At 61.3% G+C, this 17,502-nt stretch carries 15 protein-coding genes; 6 read left to right on the top strand and 9 right to left on the bottom strand.

What is annotated here, in order from left to right; genetic code table 11:
* Positions 1-113: 113 nt before the first annotated feature.
* The 3 genes from NUV89_RS19910 to NUV89_RS19900 are packed head-to-tail and all read right to left on the bottom strand — an operon-like array spanning position 114 to position 5,609.
* Complete coding sequence (locus NUV89_RS19910; RefSeq protein ID WP_257782650.1) at positions 114-3,245, bottom strand: CusA/CzcA family heavy metal efflux RND transporter; 3,132 nt, start codon at positions 3,243-3,245, stop codon at positions 114-116.
* Between the two features lie 18 nt (positions 3,246-3,263).
* Complete coding sequence (locus tag NUV89_RS19905) at positions 3,264-4,370, bottom strand: efflux RND transporter periplasmic adaptor subunit (RefSeq protein ID WP_257782649.1); 1,107 nt, start codon at positions 4,368-4,370, stop codon at positions 3,264-3,266.
* Between the two features lie 18 nt (positions 4,371-4,388).
* The gene (locus NUV89_RS19900; RefSeq protein WP_257782648.1) at positions 4,389-5,609 is read right to left on the bottom strand and encodes a TolC family protein; all 1,221 of its coding nucleotides are present in this window, start codon (positions 5,607-5,609) and stop codon (positions 4,389-4,391) included.
* A gap of 242 nt (positions 5,610-5,851) precedes the next feature.
* Here NUV89_RS19900 and NUV89_RS19895 point away from each other — a divergent pair, with 242 nt between their 5' ends.
* On the top strand, positions 5,852-7,222 hold the full coding sequence (locus NUV89_RS19895) for a GntP family permease (protein ID WP_257782647.1): 1,371 nt from the start codon (positions 5,852-5,854) through the stop codon (positions 7,220-7,222).
* A 40-nt stretch (positions 7,223-7,262) separates the two neighbouring features.
* Here the strand turns inward: NUV89_RS19895 and NUV89_RS19890 are convergent, their stop codons facing one another.
* The 3 genes from NUV89_RS19890 to NUV89_RS19880 form a co-directional block, all read right to left on the bottom strand.
* Positions 7,263-7,760 carry a DUF4411 family protein gene (locus NUV89_RS19890; RefSeq protein ID WP_257782646.1) on the bottom strand — a complete coding sequence of 166 codons (498 nt, stop codon included), beginning with the start codon at positions 7,758-7,760 and terminating at the stop codon, positions 7,263-7,265.
* Positions 7,757-8,893 (bottom strand): ImmA/IrrE family metallo-endopeptidase, encoded by a 1,137-nt coding sequence (locus NUV89_RS19885; RefSeq protein WP_257782645.1) that lies wholly within the window; start codon positions 8,891-8,893, stop codon positions 7,757-7,759. Before NUV89_RS19885 ends, NUV89_RS19890 begins: the two co-directional genes overlap by 4 nt.
* Positions 8,894-8,963: 70 nt before the next feature.
* Positions 8,964-10,268, bottom strand: a complete 1,305-nt coding sequence (locus NUV89_RS19880) for an MFS transporter (protein WP_257782644.1) — start codon at positions 10,266-10,268, stop codon at positions 8,964-8,966.
* Positions 10,269-10,453: 185 nt separating this feature from the next.
* Between NUV89_RS19880 and NUV89_RS19875 the strand changes: the two genes are divergently transcribed.
* The gene (locus tag NUV89_RS19875) at positions 10,454-11,872 is read left to right on the top strand and encodes a short-chain fatty acid transporter (RefSeq protein WP_257782643.1); all 1,419 of its coding nucleotides are present in this window, start codon (positions 10,454-10,456) and stop codon (positions 11,870-11,872) included.
* Between the two features lie 36 nt (positions 11,873-11,908).
* Here NUV89_RS19875 and NUV89_RS19870 read toward each other — a convergent pair whose 3' ends face one another.
* Both NUV89_RS19870 and NUV89_RS19865 read right to left on the bottom strand, forming a co-directional pair.
* Positions 11,909-12,253 (bottom strand): DUF86 domain-containing protein, encoded by a 345-nt coding sequence (locus tag NUV89_RS19870; protein ID WP_257782642.1) that lies wholly within the window; start codon positions 12,251-12,253, stop codon positions 11,909-11,911.
* Positions 12,250-12,540 (bottom strand): nucleotidyltransferase family protein, encoded by a 291-nt coding sequence (locus NUV89_RS19865; protein WP_257782641.1) that lies wholly within the window; start codon positions 12,538-12,540, stop codon positions 12,250-12,252. Before NUV89_RS19865 ends, NUV89_RS19870 begins: the two co-directional genes overlap by 4 nt.
* Positions 12,541-12,694: 154 nt before the next feature.
* On the opposite strand from NUV89_RS19865, the gene acpA reads away from it, so the two are divergent.
* The 3 genes from acpA (at position 12,695) to NUV89_RS19850 (ending at position 16,335) form a co-directional block, all read left to right on the top strand.
* Entirely contained in the window at positions 12,695-14,395 is a 1,701-nt protein-coding gene (gene acpA / locus NUV89_RS19860; RefSeq protein ID WP_257782640.1) for an acid phosphatase, read from the top strand.
* A 101-nt stretch (positions 14,396-14,496) separates the two neighbouring features.
* Entirely contained in the window at positions 14,497-15,666 is a 1,170-nt protein-coding gene (locus NUV89_RS19855) for a hypothetical protein (RefSeq protein ID WP_257782639.1), read from the top strand.
* Positions 15,667-15,813: 147 nt separating this feature from the next.
* The gene (locus NUV89_RS19850; RefSeq protein WP_257782638.1) at positions 15,814-16,335 is read left to right on the top strand and encodes an SET domain-containing protein-lysine N-methyltransferase; all 522 of its coding nucleotides are present in this window, start codon (positions 15,814-15,816) and stop codon (positions 16,333-16,335) included.
* Here NUV89_RS19850 and can read toward each other — a convergent pair.
* Complete coding sequence (gene can / locus NUV89_RS19845; RefSeq protein WP_003188288.1) at positions 16,332-16,976, bottom strand: carbonate dehydratase; 645 nt, start codon at positions 16,974-16,976, stop codon at positions 16,332-16,334. The genes NUV89_RS19850 and can overlap by 4 nt on opposite strands.
* A gap of 139 nt (positions 16,977-17,115) precedes the next feature.
* Here can and NUV89_RS19840 point away from each other — a divergent pair, with 139 nt between their 5' ends.
* Positions 17,116-17,418 (top strand): serine kinase/phosphatase, encoded by a 303-nt coding sequence (locus tag NUV89_RS19840; RefSeq protein WP_257782637.1) that lies wholly within the window; start codon positions 17,116-17,118, stop codon positions 17,416-17,418.
* Positions 17,419-17,502 lie beyond the last annotated feature (84 nt).

Here is a 17,502-nt window from a genome sequence, read left to right as displayed (position 1 = left end):
TAGCGAGGCTACGAAGGCGGTGGGGCAGGTAACGGAGGTTTCGCCTGGGCCGCCGTCTTCGCAGGCAAGCCAGCTCCCACATTTGATCGCATTCCAAAGAGGCTGCCCGGTGTTCACTCGGCTTCCTCCTTGCGATGCGCCCATTGATACAGCGCCGGCAGCACCAGCAAGGTCAGCAATGTCGACGAAATAATCCCGCCAATCACCACCGTTGCCAGTGGCCGCTGGACCTCGGCGCCGGTGCCGGTGGCGAGCGCCATGGGGATAAAGCCGAGGGACGCCACCAGCGCGGTCATCAACACCGGGCGCAAGCGGGTCAGTGCGCCTTCGTGGATGGCCACCGATAACGAGCGCCCTTCTTCGCGCAGGTTGCGGATGAACGCAATCATCACCAACCCGTTGAGTACCGCCACGCCGGACAGTGCGATAAATCCCACACCCGCCGAAATCGACAGCGGAATATCCCGCAGCCACAGCGCCATGATCCCACCGGTCAACGCGAACGGAATCCCGGTGAATACCAGCAGGCCATCCTTGAGGTTGTTGAACATCATGAACAACAGCCCGAACACCAGCAGCAGCGCCACCGGCACCACGATGCGCAAGCGCTCGGACGCTTCCTTCAGCTGTTCGAACTGGCCGCCCCAGGTGGTCCAGTAACCGGCCGGCACCTTCACCTTCTCGAGGATTGCCGTCTCGGCTTCGTCCACAAACGAACCCATATCCCGCCCGCGTACGTTGGCACTGACGATCACCAAACGCTTGCCGTTTTCACGACTGATCTGGTTGGGGCCCAGCACCAGGTCCAGGCTGGCCACCTGGGACAACGCGATAAAACCCAACTGCCCTGCCGCGTTGCCTGGCACCGGGATCAATAGCCGCGACAACCCGTCGATATCGGTGCGCAGTGCGTCGGACAAACGCACAACCATGGCAAAACGCCGGTCACCTTCGTACAACGTGCCGGCCTGACGCCCACCGACGGCGACGGCAATGGTGTCCTGCACATCGCCCACATTCAGGCCAAATCGCGCGGCCTTGTCGCGGTCGATATTGATGGTCAGCACCGGCAGGCCGGAGGTCTGCTCCACTTTCACTTCCGAGGCGCCATCAAGGCCCTTGAGGGTTTCGGCGATTTCTCCAGCGGTCTTGTTGAGCACCGCCATGTCATCGCCAAACACCTTCACCGCCACATCGCTGCGCACCCCGGAAATCAGCTCGTTGAAGCGCAGTTGGATCGGTTGCGACAGTTCGTACGCACTACCCGGCACAATCGCACTGGCCCGCTGGATATCAGCGATCAGGCTTTCCCGGGACTTGTTCGGGTCCGGCCATTGATCCTTCGGTTTAAGCATCACGTAGCTGTCGGAAATATTCGGCGGCATCGGGTCGGAAGCGATCTCCGCAGTGCCGGTGCGGGCAAACACCCGCAGGATTTCCGGGACCTGGGCCATCAAGGTGGTTTCCAACTGCTGCTGCATCTGCACCGACTGGGTCAGGCTGGTGCCGGGCACTCGCAGGGCCTGTTGGGCGAAATCACCTTCGCTGAGGCTGGGGATAAATTCGCTGCCCATACGGCTGGCGACCACGCCCGAGCCGATGATGGCCAGCAGCGCCAGGCCGAACACCAGCGGCCGGCGCGCCATGACCCCATCCAGCACCGGTGCATACACGCGGCGCGCGGTGCGCATCACCAGGTTTTCTTCCTCCTTGACCTTGCCGGTGACAAACAGCGCAATCGCCGCCGGCACAAAGGTCACCGACAGAATCATCGCGCCCAACAAGGCGATCACCACCGTAAAGGCCATGGGATGGAACATCTTCCCGGCCACGCCGGTGAGGGCGAAGATCGGCAGGTACACCACCATGATAATCAGTTGCCCGAAGATCAGCGCGCGCCGCGCTTCCTTGGCCGCGGCAAACACTTCGTGCAGGCGCTCGCTGCGGGTCAACAGGCGCCCATGGCGTTGCTGCGCGTGGGCCAGGCGGCGGATGGCGTTCTCGACGATCACCACCGCGCCGTCGACGATAATGCCGAAGTCCAATGCGCCGAGGCTCATCAGGTTGGCACTGACCTTGTTGGTAAACATGCCGGTAAAGGTGAACAGCATCGCCAAGGGAATCACCATCGCGGTAATCAACGCCGCGCGGATATTGCCGAGGAACAGGAACAGCACCGCCACCACCAGCAACGCGCCCTCGAAGAGGTTTTTCTTCACGGTGGCGATGGCTTTTTCCACCAGGTTGGTGCGGTCATACACGGTGATCGCGACCACGCCTGCGGGCAGCGAACGGTTGATCTCTTCGAGTTTTTTCGCCACCGCCTGGGACACGCTGCGGCTGTTTTCGCCGATCAACATGAACACTGTGCCCAGCACCACCTCACGGCCGTTTTCGGTGGCCGCGCCGGTACGCATCTCACGACCAATGTCGACCTGGGCGACGTTGCGCACGCGGATCGGCGTGCCATCCGCCGTGGTGATGACGATATTGGCGATGTCGTCGATGGACGCCACCTGCCCCGGAGCACGGATCAACAATTGTTCGCCGCTGCGCTCGATGTAACCGGCGCCGACATTGGCGTTGTTGCGCTCCAGCGCGGTGACCAGGTCGTTCAACGTCAGGTTGTAGGCCGCCAGCCGCTTGGGGTCCGGGGCAATCTGGTATTCCTTGGCGAAGCCGCCGATGGTATTGATCTCGGCCACGCCGGGGACGTTGCGCAGTTGCGGCTTGATGATCCAGTCCTGGATCACCCGCAGGTCGGTCGGCGTGTAGGGGGTGCCGTCGTCCTTGAGTGCGCCGTCCTCGGCCTCGACGGTCCATAGGAAAATTTCCCCAAGCCCGGTGGAAATCGGCCCCATCGCCGTTTCAATCCCGGTGGGTAATTGTTCCCGCGCCACTTGCAGGCGCTCGTTGACCAATTGGCGGGCGAAGAACAGGTCGGTGCCGTCCTTGAAGATCACCGTCACCTGGGACAACCCCGAGCGCGACAGCGAACGGGTCTGCTGCAAGCCCGGCAAACCGGCCATCGCGGTTTCGATGGGAAAGGTCACGCGCTGTTCGGTTTCCAGCGGCGAAAAACCCGCCGCCGCCGAGTTGATCTGCACCTGCACGTTGGTGATGTCGGGCACCGCGTCGATCGGCAGTTTCTGATAGCTGGCGAGGCCGACACCGGCCATCAACAGCACTGCCAGCAGCACGATGATGCGCTGCTCGATGGCGAATTGGATAAGGCGCTCAAACATGGGGAATCACTCGCAGGATCAATGGGCGTGCTCGGCCGAGCCTTTGCCCAGTTCGGACTTGAGGATGAAACTGCCAACCGTCGCCACTTGCGCGCCGGCTTCCAGGCCTTTTCGCACTTCGACGTAGCCGTTTTCGCTCACGCCCAACTCCAGGTGACGGGTGACAAACCCGTGCTCGGTGCGCTCAAACACCGACGGTTTGTCCTCGACGGTCTGGATCGCGGCCTGGGGCACGCTGACCTTGGCCTGGAAGGTCTCGGTGGCCAGTTGCACACTGACAAACAAGCCGGGGCGCCAGGCATCGTCGGGGTTGGGCACGCTGACGCGAACGGTGGCGGTGCGAGTCTGTTCGCCGAGCAGGTTGCCGACGTAAGCCACGGTGCCGCTGACTTCAGTGCCCATTTCGGTGGAACTGACTTTCACCGGCTTGCCGACGCGCACCTTGTTCAAGTCCTTGGGAAACACACCAAAGGTGACCCACACCTGGGACAGGTCCGAGAGGGTAAAGGCGTTGCTGGTTTCGCTGACCACTTCGCCGACGCCGAGGTGCTTTTCCACGACCACACCGGCAAACGGCGCACGCAGTTCGTAGCGATTTCCACCCACCAACACGGCACTGCCGCTCAGGGCGCTCATCTTTTGCCGGGCGTTGTTCAGGGCGATTTCGGCTTCTTGCAGGGTTTGCCGCGCCAGCAGGTAATCCTGCTCGGCGGAGATCTTGTCCTGCCACAATTGGCGTTCGCGTTGAAACGTGGTGCGGGCCAGTTCGACCCGGCGCTCGCTGGCGGCCAGCTCGCTGCGCTGGTCGGAGATCTGCTGGCTGGCGATCACCGCCAGCAACTCACCTTTCTTCACCGCCTGGCCGAGGTTGACCCGCACCGACTCCACCACGCCCGCCGCACGCGGGACGATGTGCGAGGTGCGGTCTTCGTCGAAACGCACCTCGGCCGGCAACGTCAGCAGTGTGCTGAGGGAGCGCGGTTGCGCCTGGGCCAGTTGAATCCCGGCAGCCTGGATCTGCTGCTCGCTGAGTTCAAGTTCGCCTTCTTCTTCATCGGCGTTGGCAACGCCCGACAGCATCAGGCTCAAGGCGACGGCGAGCGCCACGCCATAGGTGTTGTGCATAGAGGACTCCAGGAAAAATCAAAAGCGGGCGAGGTCGCCGTAAATCCGCTCGATGCGCACCCAGGCGTCGGTGGCCTGGGCGGTGGCAACGAGGTATTGGGTGCGGGCGGCGATCAGGGTGCGCTGGGCGTCGAGCACATCGAGGAAGTTGAACTTGCCCATCTCGAAACCACGGGTGGCGCTGTCCACCGCGCTTTGGGCGGCGGGCAGGATCTGTTGGTTGAAGGCGCGCACTTCGGTGTTTGCGGTTTGCCACAGGTCCAGGGCCTGGCGGGTTTCGGTGCGCAGGCGCAGTTCGGTGGCGTTGCGCAGGTCGCGAGCCTGGTCGGCGCGACGGCTGGCGGCGAGGATGTTGCCCTGGTTGCGGTTGAACAGCGGCAGCGGCATCGACACGCCCACCAGGTTCACCCGCTCACGCGCGCCGGCGTCGTATTGGCTGCCGATGGACACATCGAGGTCGGGGATGCGCTGGGCTTTTTCCAGGCCGACGCTGGCTTCGCCTTGCAGGATTTGCAGCTCGGCCAGGCGCAGTTCGGCGGTTTGTTCGAGGCGCGCCAGCAATTGGGCGACGGGCGGCAGGGATGGCGTGGACTGAGCGGGTGTGGCGACGGATTGATAGTCCGCCGTGGCACTGCCGGTACTGGCGGCCAGGCTGCGATAGGCATCGCTGAGGCCCATTTGTGCACGATTGAATTCCAGGCGGATTTCCGACAACTGCACCTGGGCGCGGGTGGCTTCCACCGGGGACGTTTTGCCGGCCGTCACGCGGCCGTTGGCAACCACCAGACCGCGCTCGGCCAAGGCCAGGGAGCGTTGCGCGAGGTCGAGGCGTTCCTGGGCGCGCAGGGCGCCGTAGTAACGCTCGATCACCTCGGCGCGCAGCAGGTTGCGGCGCTGCTCCAGGGCCAGTGCGGCGGCGTCTTGACCGCGAGTAGCGAGGTCGATGCGCGCACCGCGCTTGCCGCCCAGTTCCAGGGTCTGGCTGAGTTTGACGCCTGTGGTGCGCGTGTCGCGGCGGGTGTCTTCGGCATCCACGGACAGCACCGGGTTGGGAATCAGCCCGGCTTGCTGGCGGCCGCCCCGAGCGATGTCGATTTCCCACTGCGCAGCGGCCAGGTCGGGATTGTTGGCGAAGGCGGTCTGCAACGCTGAATCAAGGGTGAGGGATTGCGCCTGGACAGCGTTGGTGGCCATCCACAACAGCGTCGCCCCCACAAGGTTTCTAACGAAAATTGGCATAACAAGAGTTCCACGCCCATGAAGTACAAGCGGGTGGAATGTAGCGTTCGCGACTTATCAGGGCCGTGGAGCAAAGATTACAAATCCGACAGCAATGGCGCTGGGCCGGGCGCTGAGGGCGAGCGCCGCTGATCGCACCAAAACGGCCCACCCGCACAGGGCCAGCGCGGTATCAGGTATGCTTTTCGAACAGGAAACAAAAAGAAACAATTTTTCCAACCTGTTCGATAAGGAGTTCCGTCTTGGAGTTATCGACTGCCGCGTGGATGGTTCACGACACCCGCCTCATGCTCTGCGTACTGCTGGCCATCGCCAGCATCATCGTGCTAATCAGCGCGACCAAGTTGCCGCCGTTTCTGTCGATCCTGATCGGCACCTTTATTGCCGGCGTCGGCGCTGGGCTGCCGCCGGAAGACGTGGCCAAGGCGTTCAGCAAGGGCGCCGGGGCGATCCTCGGTGAAGCCGGGATCATCATTGCCCTGGGCTCGATGCTCGGCGCGCTGATGGCCGAATCCGGCGCGGCCGACCGTATCGCCACGACCCTGCTCGGGCTGGGCAAGGGCAAGTCATTGCCCTGGGTGATGGCGCTGGTGGCCATGGTGATCGGCTTGCCGCTGTTCTTCGAAGTGGGCCTGGTGATGATGGTGCCGATCATCTTTGTGATGGCCAAACGTTCGAACCAGCCGTTGTTGAAAATCGCCATCCCGGCACTGGCGGGCATGACCACCCTGCACGCCTTGATGCCGCCGCACCCGGGGCCGCTGATTGCGGTGGGTGCGCTGCACGCCGACCTGGGTTTGACCATGTTGCTGGGCTTTTGCCTGGCGGTGCCAGCGGTGATTCTGGCCGGGCCGATCTACGGCAACTGGCTGTCCAAGCGCCTGCACGTGGATGAACCGGCCGACATCGGCGCGCTGTTCAGTGCCCCGCCCAAGGCACCGCGCCAACCGAGCTTTGGTGTGTCGTTGCTGATTATTTTGTTACCGGTGATTCTGATGCTCGGCAGCACCTTGGCCAAAGTCGCCATGACGCCGGAAAACCCAGTGGCGCTGACCTTGAAGTTCCTCGGCGAACCGCTGATCGCCCTCGGCCTGGCCGTGATCGCCGCCGTTATCTGCCTGGGCTGGGCCGCTGGCATGCCACGTGCAGAAGTCGGCAACACCCTGCGCAAAGCCCTCGCCCCCATCGCCGTATTGCTGCTGACCATCGGCGCCGGCGGCGGCCTGAAGCAAACCCTGCTGGACGCCGGCGTCAGCCAGACCATCAGCAAGGTCGCCGAAGGCGCCCACATGCCGTACCTGCTGCTAGCCTGGCTGATCGCCGTGGCCCTGCGCCAAGCCACCGGCTCGGCGACGGTGGCCACCACCACAACGGCGGGCATCCTTGCGCCGATGATGGCGGGGCTGGCGGCGACACAAAGCTCACTGGTGGCGCTGGCGATTGGCGCGGGATCGGTGTTCTTTTGCCATGTGAACGATGCTGGGTTCTGGATGGTGCGGGAGTATTTTGGGTTGCAGTTGAAGCAGACGATTTGGGTGTGGTCGGTGCTGCAGACCATCGTTTCAGTGGTCGGGCTGATCGGTACGCTGCTGCTCTGGCACTTCTTGACCTGACGACATCGTATTGAGGGGAAGTTCGCTTCCTCTCATGTCGTCACGCGTGCAAGACGAAACGAGCATCGAGCTTGCCGAGCAGCTCAAACGTGTTCATGTAGGGCACGCCAAACAGCGAACACACGTTAGGGATCGTGAATTTGCGTTTGATGTCGAGGTTATAGACTTCGTGCGTGACAACAACAGCGCCCGTCGTCATCGCCTTGGCGATCAACCAGGGATCTGCGCCCTCAAGAAACTCCTCAAAGGCTCCAGCTTTCATCGCAGACGCCTGCTCCGCAATCCTTGCGACAAGATGCCCAAATGCAGCCTGGGTAAGCTCATCGCTCGCATCTTCGAAGAGTTGGGTATTGCCTTTAACCCACTGGGTCAGATCGTCATTGCCCCTGGCCAACTCATCCCTGACCTGCACGATACTGGCAATCTCCAGCGCCTGATGTTGTTGAAGAATCCATGCCCAGTAGCCAGGGCAAATGGTCATCCCGTAATACCGGTTCTTGGCCTCGATCAGCGTATTCGAATCCAGTAGATGCTTCATGCCGATAGCTTCATCCCATAGGCCTTCAACCTGGCTGGTTGTACACCCAGCAGCTTTCCGGCATCTCGTAGCAACATCCGGCCACTTTGTGCTTCTGCCAGAACGGCCCTGCTCAACCGGGGGCTGTTTCTGACTGCCGCCGTGCGGTAGTAGTCCCCTCCGCCACCGCCTTTATCTCGATACGCCTGCAAGATCCGACGGTAATAGGAGCCGTATTGACCACTGTTGATATAGCCAAGGTCACGGGCACGACGAGCAATCACTAACGCACTGACGCGAAAGAGCGCGGCCAAGGACGCCAGGTTTTCTTCCCAGTACACATCCGAAACCCAGCTCGCGCGAAAAACGAGTTCCGGTGCCAGGAATTCTCCCGCCACTGCATTGCAAAAAGCCTCTTCCTGCAGGGCGCTTTGAACGCTGCCATCGGATACACCCGTACTACCGATCCAGATATGCGCCAGCTCGTGCATCAGTGTAAAAAGCCGGGCCGCAGGAGCGTCCGCGCTGTTTATGAAAACCACGGGGGCCATGGCGTTGCTGATGGCAAAGCCTCGAAACTCGCTGACATCAAGCTTGCGATGGGTATTTCCCAACGCGACCCCGCTGCGCATCACGAGAATACCGGCACCCTCCGCAGCGCTCACCAACGCCCTCACATAGTCTTCATACCCCATGCGTGCAAAAGCATCCGTTACACCGAGTACACGACGAATATCTGCAACAACGTCTTTGACGGGGGAGCGGCTATTGAAGCGCCCGACGAAGGGCAGCGGGGAGCACTCGTGGTCCTGCAGGTATTCCAAGTACCAGTCTTGCTTGCGGAGCACATCTCTGACGGTGTCCATTAGGTTCAGGCTGGGTTTTTCGGGGAAAACGCCGCCCACAGTGCGCAAGTCTGGAAGCGGAAGATGTTCTTGCGGGGGCGTCTTGAGAAAAAGAAAGCCGAAGGGGATGCGTGCGATGACTGCCCACTTTTGCGCCTGATTAAATGTGGGAAGACTCCGACCGTCTTCCCACGCTTTGATCCGCTGCATTTTTACCGAAAGATCCTGGGCAATTTGCGCCGTAGACAGTCCCGCTCGTTGGCGGGACCAGCATAGGATTTCTGGATTTATAAAGGCGGTTTGAGTCATGGATTAATCACGCCAGTCGGGAGTGGACGTGAATATAAAAGTGCCGACAAATACCCGTCAATTGATGGCCCTAGGCGCTTTTTGTAACCGTATCCAACGGGTGGCGCTTGCCAAACAACGCCACACACCCCACTCCCACCGCCCCCATCACCACGCAATACCCCACGCAAATCCACGGGCTCGTCGGCATCAGCGCAATCAACAGCAGCGGCGTGGTACTCGCCCACAGCGCGTAGGCAATGTTGTAGGTAAAGGAAATCCCCGACACCCGCACCGGTGCCGGGAACAGCCCGACCATCACCGATGGCACCGCACCCACCACACCACAGCTCAGGCCCGCCAAGGCATACGCCGCGCCGAGCCAGAGGCCGCCGTTTATCAGGCTGGCATACAGCAGCGCAATCCCCACCGGCAACAACAGGCTGTAGACCAGCACCGCGCGCCAGGCGCCGATGCGGTCCACCAGCAGGCCGGCAAGGACGCAGCCGATGTTGAGGAAGACGATGCCCAGGGCGCTCAAGGCGAAGGTGTGGCTAGGGCTCATGCCGAAGGTTTTTTGCATCATGGTCGGGGTGATGACCACCAGCACTACGACGGCGGAGGTGAGCACGCAGGTGAGGATCATCGCCGGCAGCAACACGGCGCGGTGGTCACGCAGCACCGTGCGCAGCGGCAGTTCGGCGGCGGCTTGGCGGCGGGCCTGCATTTCGAGGAACACCGGGGTTTCGCTGAGCCAGCGGCGCAGCCATACGCCGATTACGCCGAACACACCGCCGAGCAGGAAGGGGAAACGCCAGGCGTAGTCGAGGATCTCGGCAGCCGTGAAGATTTGCGCCAGCAGCGTGGCGGTGAGCGCGCCGAGCAGGTAGCCGAATGTCAGGCCGGCTTGTAGGAAACCCAACGCGTAACCGCGGTGATGAACCGGCGCATGTTCGGCGACGAAGGTCCAGGCGCTCGGCACTTCGCCGCCGACGGCGGCGCCTTGGAGCACGCGCAGGAACAGCAGGATCAGCGGTGCGAAATATCCGATTTGCGCGTAGGTCGGCATGATGCCAATCAGCAGGCACGGCAGCGCCATCATCAGGATGCTCAGGCTGAAGACGCGCTTGCGTCCCAGGTGGTCGGCGAAGTGCGCCATCAGGATGCCGCCCAATGGGCGCGCCAGGTAGCCGGTGACAAAGATGCCGAAGCTTTGCAGCAGGCGCAGCCACTCGGGCATTTCCGGGGGGAAAAACAGTTGGCTCAAGGTCAGCGCAAAGAACACGAAGATGATGAAATCGTAGATTTCCAAGGCCCCGCCCAGGGCGGCCAGGCCCAGGGTTTTGTAGTCGGAGCGGGAAAAACGCTGCGCCTGAGGGGCAAGGGTGGCAGTCATGTGAAGGCTCGGCAGGCAAACAAAATGGCGTGCAGGTTATGAGCTGGACCGGATGATGGCAATCGCTGCAGATATATTTGTTTTCCTCATGGATCGATGAAGATAACTGCATTCCCATATCAATGGCCGTAGCGGAACATGCCGGAAAAATGCCTGCCCCATAATAAATACAAGAGGAATGACTCGTGGCCGATGCTATCGAAGAAAGCCGCTATGCCCGCTTTGCCCTGCGCTGCTCCAACTTCGCCGAACGTTGGTTCCCCGACTCTTGGGTGTTTGCCGCCCTCGCCGTGATGATTGTCGCGGTGGCGACCCTGGGCATGGGCGCCGCGCCGACCGAGGCCGCCAAGGCCTTTGGCGATGGGTTCTGGAGCCTGATCCCGTTCACCATGCAGATGGCTTTTGTGGTGATCGGTGGGTATGTGGTGGCCAGTTCGCCGCCGGCGGTGAAGCTGATTGACCGGCTCGCGCGTATCCCCAAGAACGGCCGCTCGGCCGTGGCCTGGGTGGCGTTGATCTCCATGGTGGCGTCCCTGCTCAACTGGGGCTTGTCCCTGGTGTTCGGCGGCTTGCTGGTGCGCGCGTTGGCGCGTCGTACGGATTTGCGCATGGATTATCGCGCGGCCGGCGCTGCTGCTTACTTGGGCCTGGGGGCCGTGTGGGCGCTGGGGCTGTCGTCATCGGCCGCGCAGTTGCAAGCCAACCCGGCGAGTTTGCCGCCGTCGATCCTGTCGATCACCGGGGTGATTCCCTTCACCGACACGATCTTCCTGTGGCAATCCGGCGTGCTGTTGCTGGCGCTGATCGTGGTCTCGCTAATCATCGCCTACGCCACCGCGCCCGGCCCGAACAGCGCACGGGATGCCAAGGCCTGCGGCGTTGACCCGGCATTCAACCTGCCCAAGCTGCAAGCGCCGACACGCCCCGGCGAATGGCTGGAACACAGCCCGTTGCTGACCATCCTGCTGGCATTGCTGGCGGCGGGTTGGCTGTTTCATGAGTTCTCGACCAAACCGGCGATCAGCGCGATCTCGGGGCTGAACACCTATAACTTCCTGTTCATCATGGTCGGTGCCCTGCTGCACTGGCGCCCGCGCAGCTTCCTCGATGCCGTGGCGCGAGCGGTGCCGACCACCACCGGCGTGCTGATCCAGTTCCCGCTGTACGGCTCGATTGCCGCGCTGATGACCGTGGTCAAGGGCGGCGACGGCCAGACCCTGGCGCACCATATCTCGACGTTCTTTACGTCGATCGCCTCCCATGACACCTACGCGCTGCTGATGGGCGTTTATTCGGCGGTGCTGGGCTTTTTTATCCCGTCGGGCGGTGGCAAGTGGATCATCGAAGCGCCGTATGTGATGCAGGTGGCCAATGACCTGCAATATCACCGGGGCTGGGCGGTGCAGATCTACAACGCGGCTGAGGCACTGCCGAACCTGATAAACCCGTTCTATATGTTGCCGCTGTTAGGCGTGCTGGGGTTGAAGGCGCGGGATCTGATCGGGTTTTCGTTTGTGCAGTTGCTGGTGCATACGCCGTTGGTGTTGTTTCTGTTGTGGGCGTTGGGGACGACGTTGACGTATTTGCCGCCGGTGATGCCGTAACGCGGTTGACTGCACCTGTTGTTGCAACAGGTGCGGTCACTCAGAAACCACAGGAAGGAGCTTCAATAAATCAGGCAGTGCGCTCTGAATGGTGTCCCAAACCACATCGAGGTTGATATCGAAGTAGCCGTGTGCGATCCGGTTGCGCATTCCACGCATGCTACGCCAAGGGATCTGAATATGAACCGCAGTGAAATCCGGGTTCTGGTCCATGATCTTGGTTGACGCTTCGCCAATGATAATCAGGCTCATGACTACCGCTTGTTGAGTGCGCCTATCTTCCAGAAACTCTTCTTTGCTCAAGCCTTCAACAAAGCTGATCGCATCACTGGCCGCCTGCCGGATGTGATCCAGATAATCTTTAAGGCGACTCGCTGTCATACCGGTCGTGCCTCAGCTAACACCTTCGCCCGAAACTTCAAAGGCAAGTCGGCAGGCGTCAATAAGTCCACATTGACCCCCAGCAGATCTTCAAGCTCGACCTGAAGTCCACCCAGGTCAAAAAGAGTCGTTCCCGGCGGGGCGTCGACCAACAGGTCAAGATCGCTACCTTCTTCGTCTGTGCCCAGCAGAACAGACCCAAATACTCTTGGATTTGAAATACGAAAACGGCCGACCACTTCTCTGACGGCTGCTCGTTGTAGATCAAGGGCAATTGACGGTTTCACGGTTCACCTCAGTGACATCCATTATCGGGTCAGTCTAGCAGCGCAGATTGCAGGGTGACACGTTCCACTCATCACCCCCTGTCTTCGTTCCGTCACATTGCATTGCTACCGTCCTGCGAAATATCTTGCAACATCTCGCCAGGGACTCCCCGCAATGACCGATGAGCACGCAGACCGCCCTTCCGCTGATTCCGCCGCCCAACCGCCAGTAGACAGCAGCCGCCGGCGTTTCCTGGGAGGCGCGGCGGTGCTGGGGGTCGGTGCGACCTTGAGTGCTTGCGGCAATTCCAACGAAGCCCCCGGTAAACCGGTGACTCGCCCGCTCACCACCCAAGCGCTGGACAAGGCCCTGCACGACCAGGTGAAAACCGTGGTGGTGATCTATGCCGAAAACCGCAGTTTCAACAACCTGTTTGCGGACTTCCCCGGCGTGGAGAAACCGCTGTCGGCCCTCAACCCGACCGACGCCCAGCAACGCGACCGCGACGGCAGCCTGCTGACCACCCTGCCCCCGGCCTGGGGCGGTGTGTTGCAAGTCGGGCCGCAAAGCGTGGACGGGGTGACGTACCCCAGCGAAGTGCAATTCCAGCAAAACCTGCCCAACGCACCGTTCGCCCTCAAGGGCCCGAACGCCGAGGACCTGCCTCTGAGCCTGGTCACCCGCGACCTGTGGCACGTGTTCTACCAGAACCAGATGCAGATCAACGGCGGCAAGAACGATAACTTTGTCGCGTGGGGCGATTCCGGTGGGCTGGTGATGGGGTATTACGCCCAGAGCCGTTATTCCCTGCGCCTGTGGGATGTGGCCAAGGAATTTGTGCTCTGCGACAACTTCTTCCAGGGCGCCTTTGGTGGCTCGTTCCTCAACCACCAGTACCTGGTCAGCGCCACCGCGCCGTTTTATCCGAATGCCGCGCAGTCCGTAGCCAAGGCGCAGATTGCCACGCTGCAAAGCGATGACCCGACCGACACGCGCCTGAAGCCCCTGGACAAATCCCCGGCCAGCGCGATGACCGGCGCGCCGCAGTTCGGCCCCAGCGCGCTGACCCCGGACGGTTTTGCCGTGAACACCCTGGCGCCGCCCTTCTGGCCGACCTGGATTCGCGACCCGGAAAACCCGGATTACGCAAAACCCGACCTGCCCAACGTACTGGTGCCACAAACCCACGAGCACATCGGCGACAAGCTGTCGAAAAAGAACGTCGACTGGGCCTGGTACGCCGGCGCCTGGCAGGCGACGCTGGAGCAGTTCAAGGATTCGGGCGGTATCCCGAAGATTCCGAACTTCCAGTATCACCATCAGCCGTTCAACTACTTCAAACAGCAGGGGCCGCAGAACCGTGCCGAGCGGGACAAGCGCCTGCGCGATGGCGGCTTGGGCGATGAGTCGAGCACCAACAAATTCTTTGCCGATGCCCAGGCTGGCAAGTTGCCTGCGGTGACCTTCTACAAGCCCCAGGGCAACCTGAACATGCACGCCGGTTACGCCGACGTGGCCTCGGGTGACCGCCATATCGCCCGCGCCTTGAAGGTGCTGCAAGAAAGCCCGCAGTGGAAAAACATGGTGGTGGTGGTCACCGTCGATGAAAACGGCGGCTGGTGGGACCACGTTGCGCCGCCCAAGGGCGACCGCTGGGGCCCTGGCACGCGGATTCCGGCGCTGGTGGTGTCGCCGTTTGCGCGCAAGGGCACGGTGGACCACACGGTGTACGACACGGCGTCGATCCTGCGCCTGATTACCCGCGTGTTCCAACTGGAAACCCTCGACGGCCTCAAGCAGCGCGATGACGCGATGATCGCCCGTGGCCAGAAGCCCATGGGTGACCTGAGCAATGCCTTGAGGTTCGAGGTGTAGGTTTTCTTATCCAATAGCGACACCCCCGGCGATTTGACACGCGTGATTCCTGGTCAGCCGCTACTGTGTGGAGGTGGGCTTTCGCTGACTAGGAATCAACTATGTATAAACCGACCGGGTTGTCCTTCACCCTGGCCGCACTGATGGCCAGTGCGGCCGTGCAGGCCAACGTCGAAGTACCACTGGGCAGCACGCAACGTGTCACCCAGTTGTTCGCCTTCCCCAATAACTGCAACGTGATCTGCTTTCGGCCCTGGACGCTGGAGCAGACGGCCGAGCATTATCTGACCCAGAGCCTGCAACGAGACGGCTACAGCCGCGCCAAAGTCAGCGTGAAGACCCACGACGGCCAGGTTGCCGCAACTTTCAGTGGCGTGCCCGAACATTACGGGCAGCCCCTGACGGCCTTGCTCGCCACCGCCGACCTGGCATACCAAGGCGCCAGCCAGCTCAACCGTGACGGCAAGTGGGCCTACAACTGGTACTTGTTCCTGCCGCTGGGGATGGCCCTGGAAAACCGCAAGAGCATCGAGCTGCTGCACTTCCCGCCGGATTATTCGCTGACCCAGGCCCAGGATTACCTGGAGTCGAAAACCACCGACCGCTGGGCCGCGCTGCTCACCGACAACGGCATCCCGGCCACCGAAACCCCGGCCTACCAGACCATCATCGATATTGCGCCCATCGCCGCACCGGCCAGCGCGGGCGCGGACCTGCAGAATGTCTACAGCTACTTCACCGACTATCAGACGCGCATGGTCGCAGAACTGAGCCTTCACCCCAAAGGCTCGCTGCCGATGGTGGCGTTCGGCGCGCCGGTGCGCAATTGGATCAAGCAGCAGTACGGGCAAACCGTGGGCGTACTGGGCCTGGCGCAAATCAGCCCTGCCGCTGGCAAGAGCGTTTCAGTGCTGGGCGCCAACCACCCGAGTTATATCTGGTATGCGGCCGACCCTGCGACCTATGAGGGCAATGAACAGAAGGCCGATGAGGTTGGCTTGAAGGTCATGGGCCAGGATTTGAGCGCCGCCTGCTGGCAGGCCGGGATGGGACAGAAGCCGGCGAGCGACCCGAATGTGCTGCTCAAGGCCTGCATGAACACCTGGCAGGTCACGCGCAAGGAGCAGACGTGTGAATTGTTCTACACCTCGGTGCGCGAGTTCTCCCCAGAGAAAGCCAACGCCCTGTGCGCCACGCCAGCGATCAAGGCTCAACTCAAGCAGCTCAAGGTCCCCGCCCCAGCGCCTGCCACCAGCGCTCCAGCGCTGTAGTCCGCATAAAAAAAAACCGATTGCTACTGTCAGAGTTGACAGTAGCAATCGGATTCAACTTCAGTGAGTCTTGAGCCGCGCCCATCCGCTGCAAGACTGGTAGTCAGCCGTCACCCGCAGGTCCATGCAGCCAAACCAAGGAGAGTTATGAAAACTCAGGCCATGGATAAGGCTAAAACGGCTGCACGTGACTGCCTTTACCCTTTCAAGCCCCCACTCGGCAAAGGCTACCCCTCGACACAACATTTTGAAGTGGTGCACGCCGCTGATGGCGTGAGCAGCGCGATCAAGACGCGGGTCACCTTTGACAGCCGCGTGTGCATGGCCAATATCTCCGGGTACGCCCTGAGTGAACGACGCCAGCACACGCTGCAACTGTCGCCCCGCATCCACCTGTACGACTGTTGGTTTTGCGGGTTGTTCGCCCATTCATGCCAGCCGAATGTCTTTCTCGACCTGCATTACCTGGAAGTCTGGACCCTGCACGAAATCCACGCTGGCGCGCCGTTGACCATTGACTACGCCAACACTGAAGAGATGCTATACCGTCAATTCGCCTGCCAATGCGGCGAACTCAACTGCCGAGGCTGGATTACCGGGCGCAACGAGCCGCTGAACGCCGAAGGCCAGGCCTTCATGGCCAAATGGCGCAACCGCAAGCAGCCTTAAGCTTCGCCCAGCGGACGCAGGCGATATTGCGGCGGCAACTGCTCGAAGCCACTGATGGTGGTGTTCAAGCTCTTCCAGCGGCCATCCTTGATGCCGTAGATGCAGCCATGGATCGACAGGCTCTGCCCACGGTGCCAGGCGTTTTGCACAATGCTGGTGTGACCGACGTTCGCCACCTGCTGAATCACGTTCAACTCGCACATACGGTCGACGCGCTCTTCTTCAGTCGGCAACTGCGCCAGCACGTCACGGTTTTCGTAGTAGAGGTCACGGATGGTGCGCAGCCAGCCGTCGATCAGGCCGAACTGGCGGTCCTGCATCGAGGCGCGTACGCCGCCGCAGCCATAATGGCCGGTGACCAGGATGTGTTTGACCTTGAGCACGTCCACCGCGTACTGGATCACCGACAGGCAATTCAAGTCAGTGTGCAGCACCACGTTGGCCACGTTGCGGTGCACGAACAGATCGCCCGGCAGCATGCCGACGATCTCGTTGGCCGGTACACGGGCATCGGAACAACCGATCCACAGGTACTCGGGGGTTTGCTGGCGGGCCAGCTTGGCGAAGAATTCGGGATCTTCCTGTTTGATCGCATCCGCCCAGCGTTCGTTGTTATCAAGCAGGTCTTGTAGTTCGTTCATCAGGGAAAGCCTCAGGAATGATGCGCAGGTTTGTGACTGACATCCTTTCGTCCAGGTCACGCTTGGCGCGAATTAGCTTGAATCTTTGGGCCGCGACACCTGTCCACACACTATAAGCCCCACAGTATGAGGATTGGCCATGACTGAATCACGACGTCCCTACGGCGCCACGCAGCCGGAACCGATTGATGATAATGAGGACCGCATGGGTTCGATGCGCGAGCTGGACTTTGATAAGGACACACCGACGGCGCAGCGCGGTGATGAATTGACCCCGGAAACGCTGACCCCTGAGAGCGGGGCGCGGGATGCGCTGGAGGAAGGGGATGATGACGCGGCGGATTATGACCTGAGCATTGTCGATGAAGATGAGATTGGCGGCGGGAATGGGTTGGATGAGGCCGAATTGGCCGATATTGACCCGGTAGACGGCAACCGCTGACACAGCGCACAACTCATTGTGAAGCTGGCTTGTGTGGGAGCTGGCTTGCCTGCGATGCAGGCGACTCGGTTTTCCTGTGACACC

The organism is Pseudomonas sp. 18.1.10, assembly GCF_024655625.1.
GTDB lineage: Bacteria > Pseudomonadota > Gammaproteobacteria > Pseudomonadales > Pseudomonadaceae > Aquipseudomonas.
This window is presented reverse-complemented; position numbering and strand designations above follow the sequence as displayed.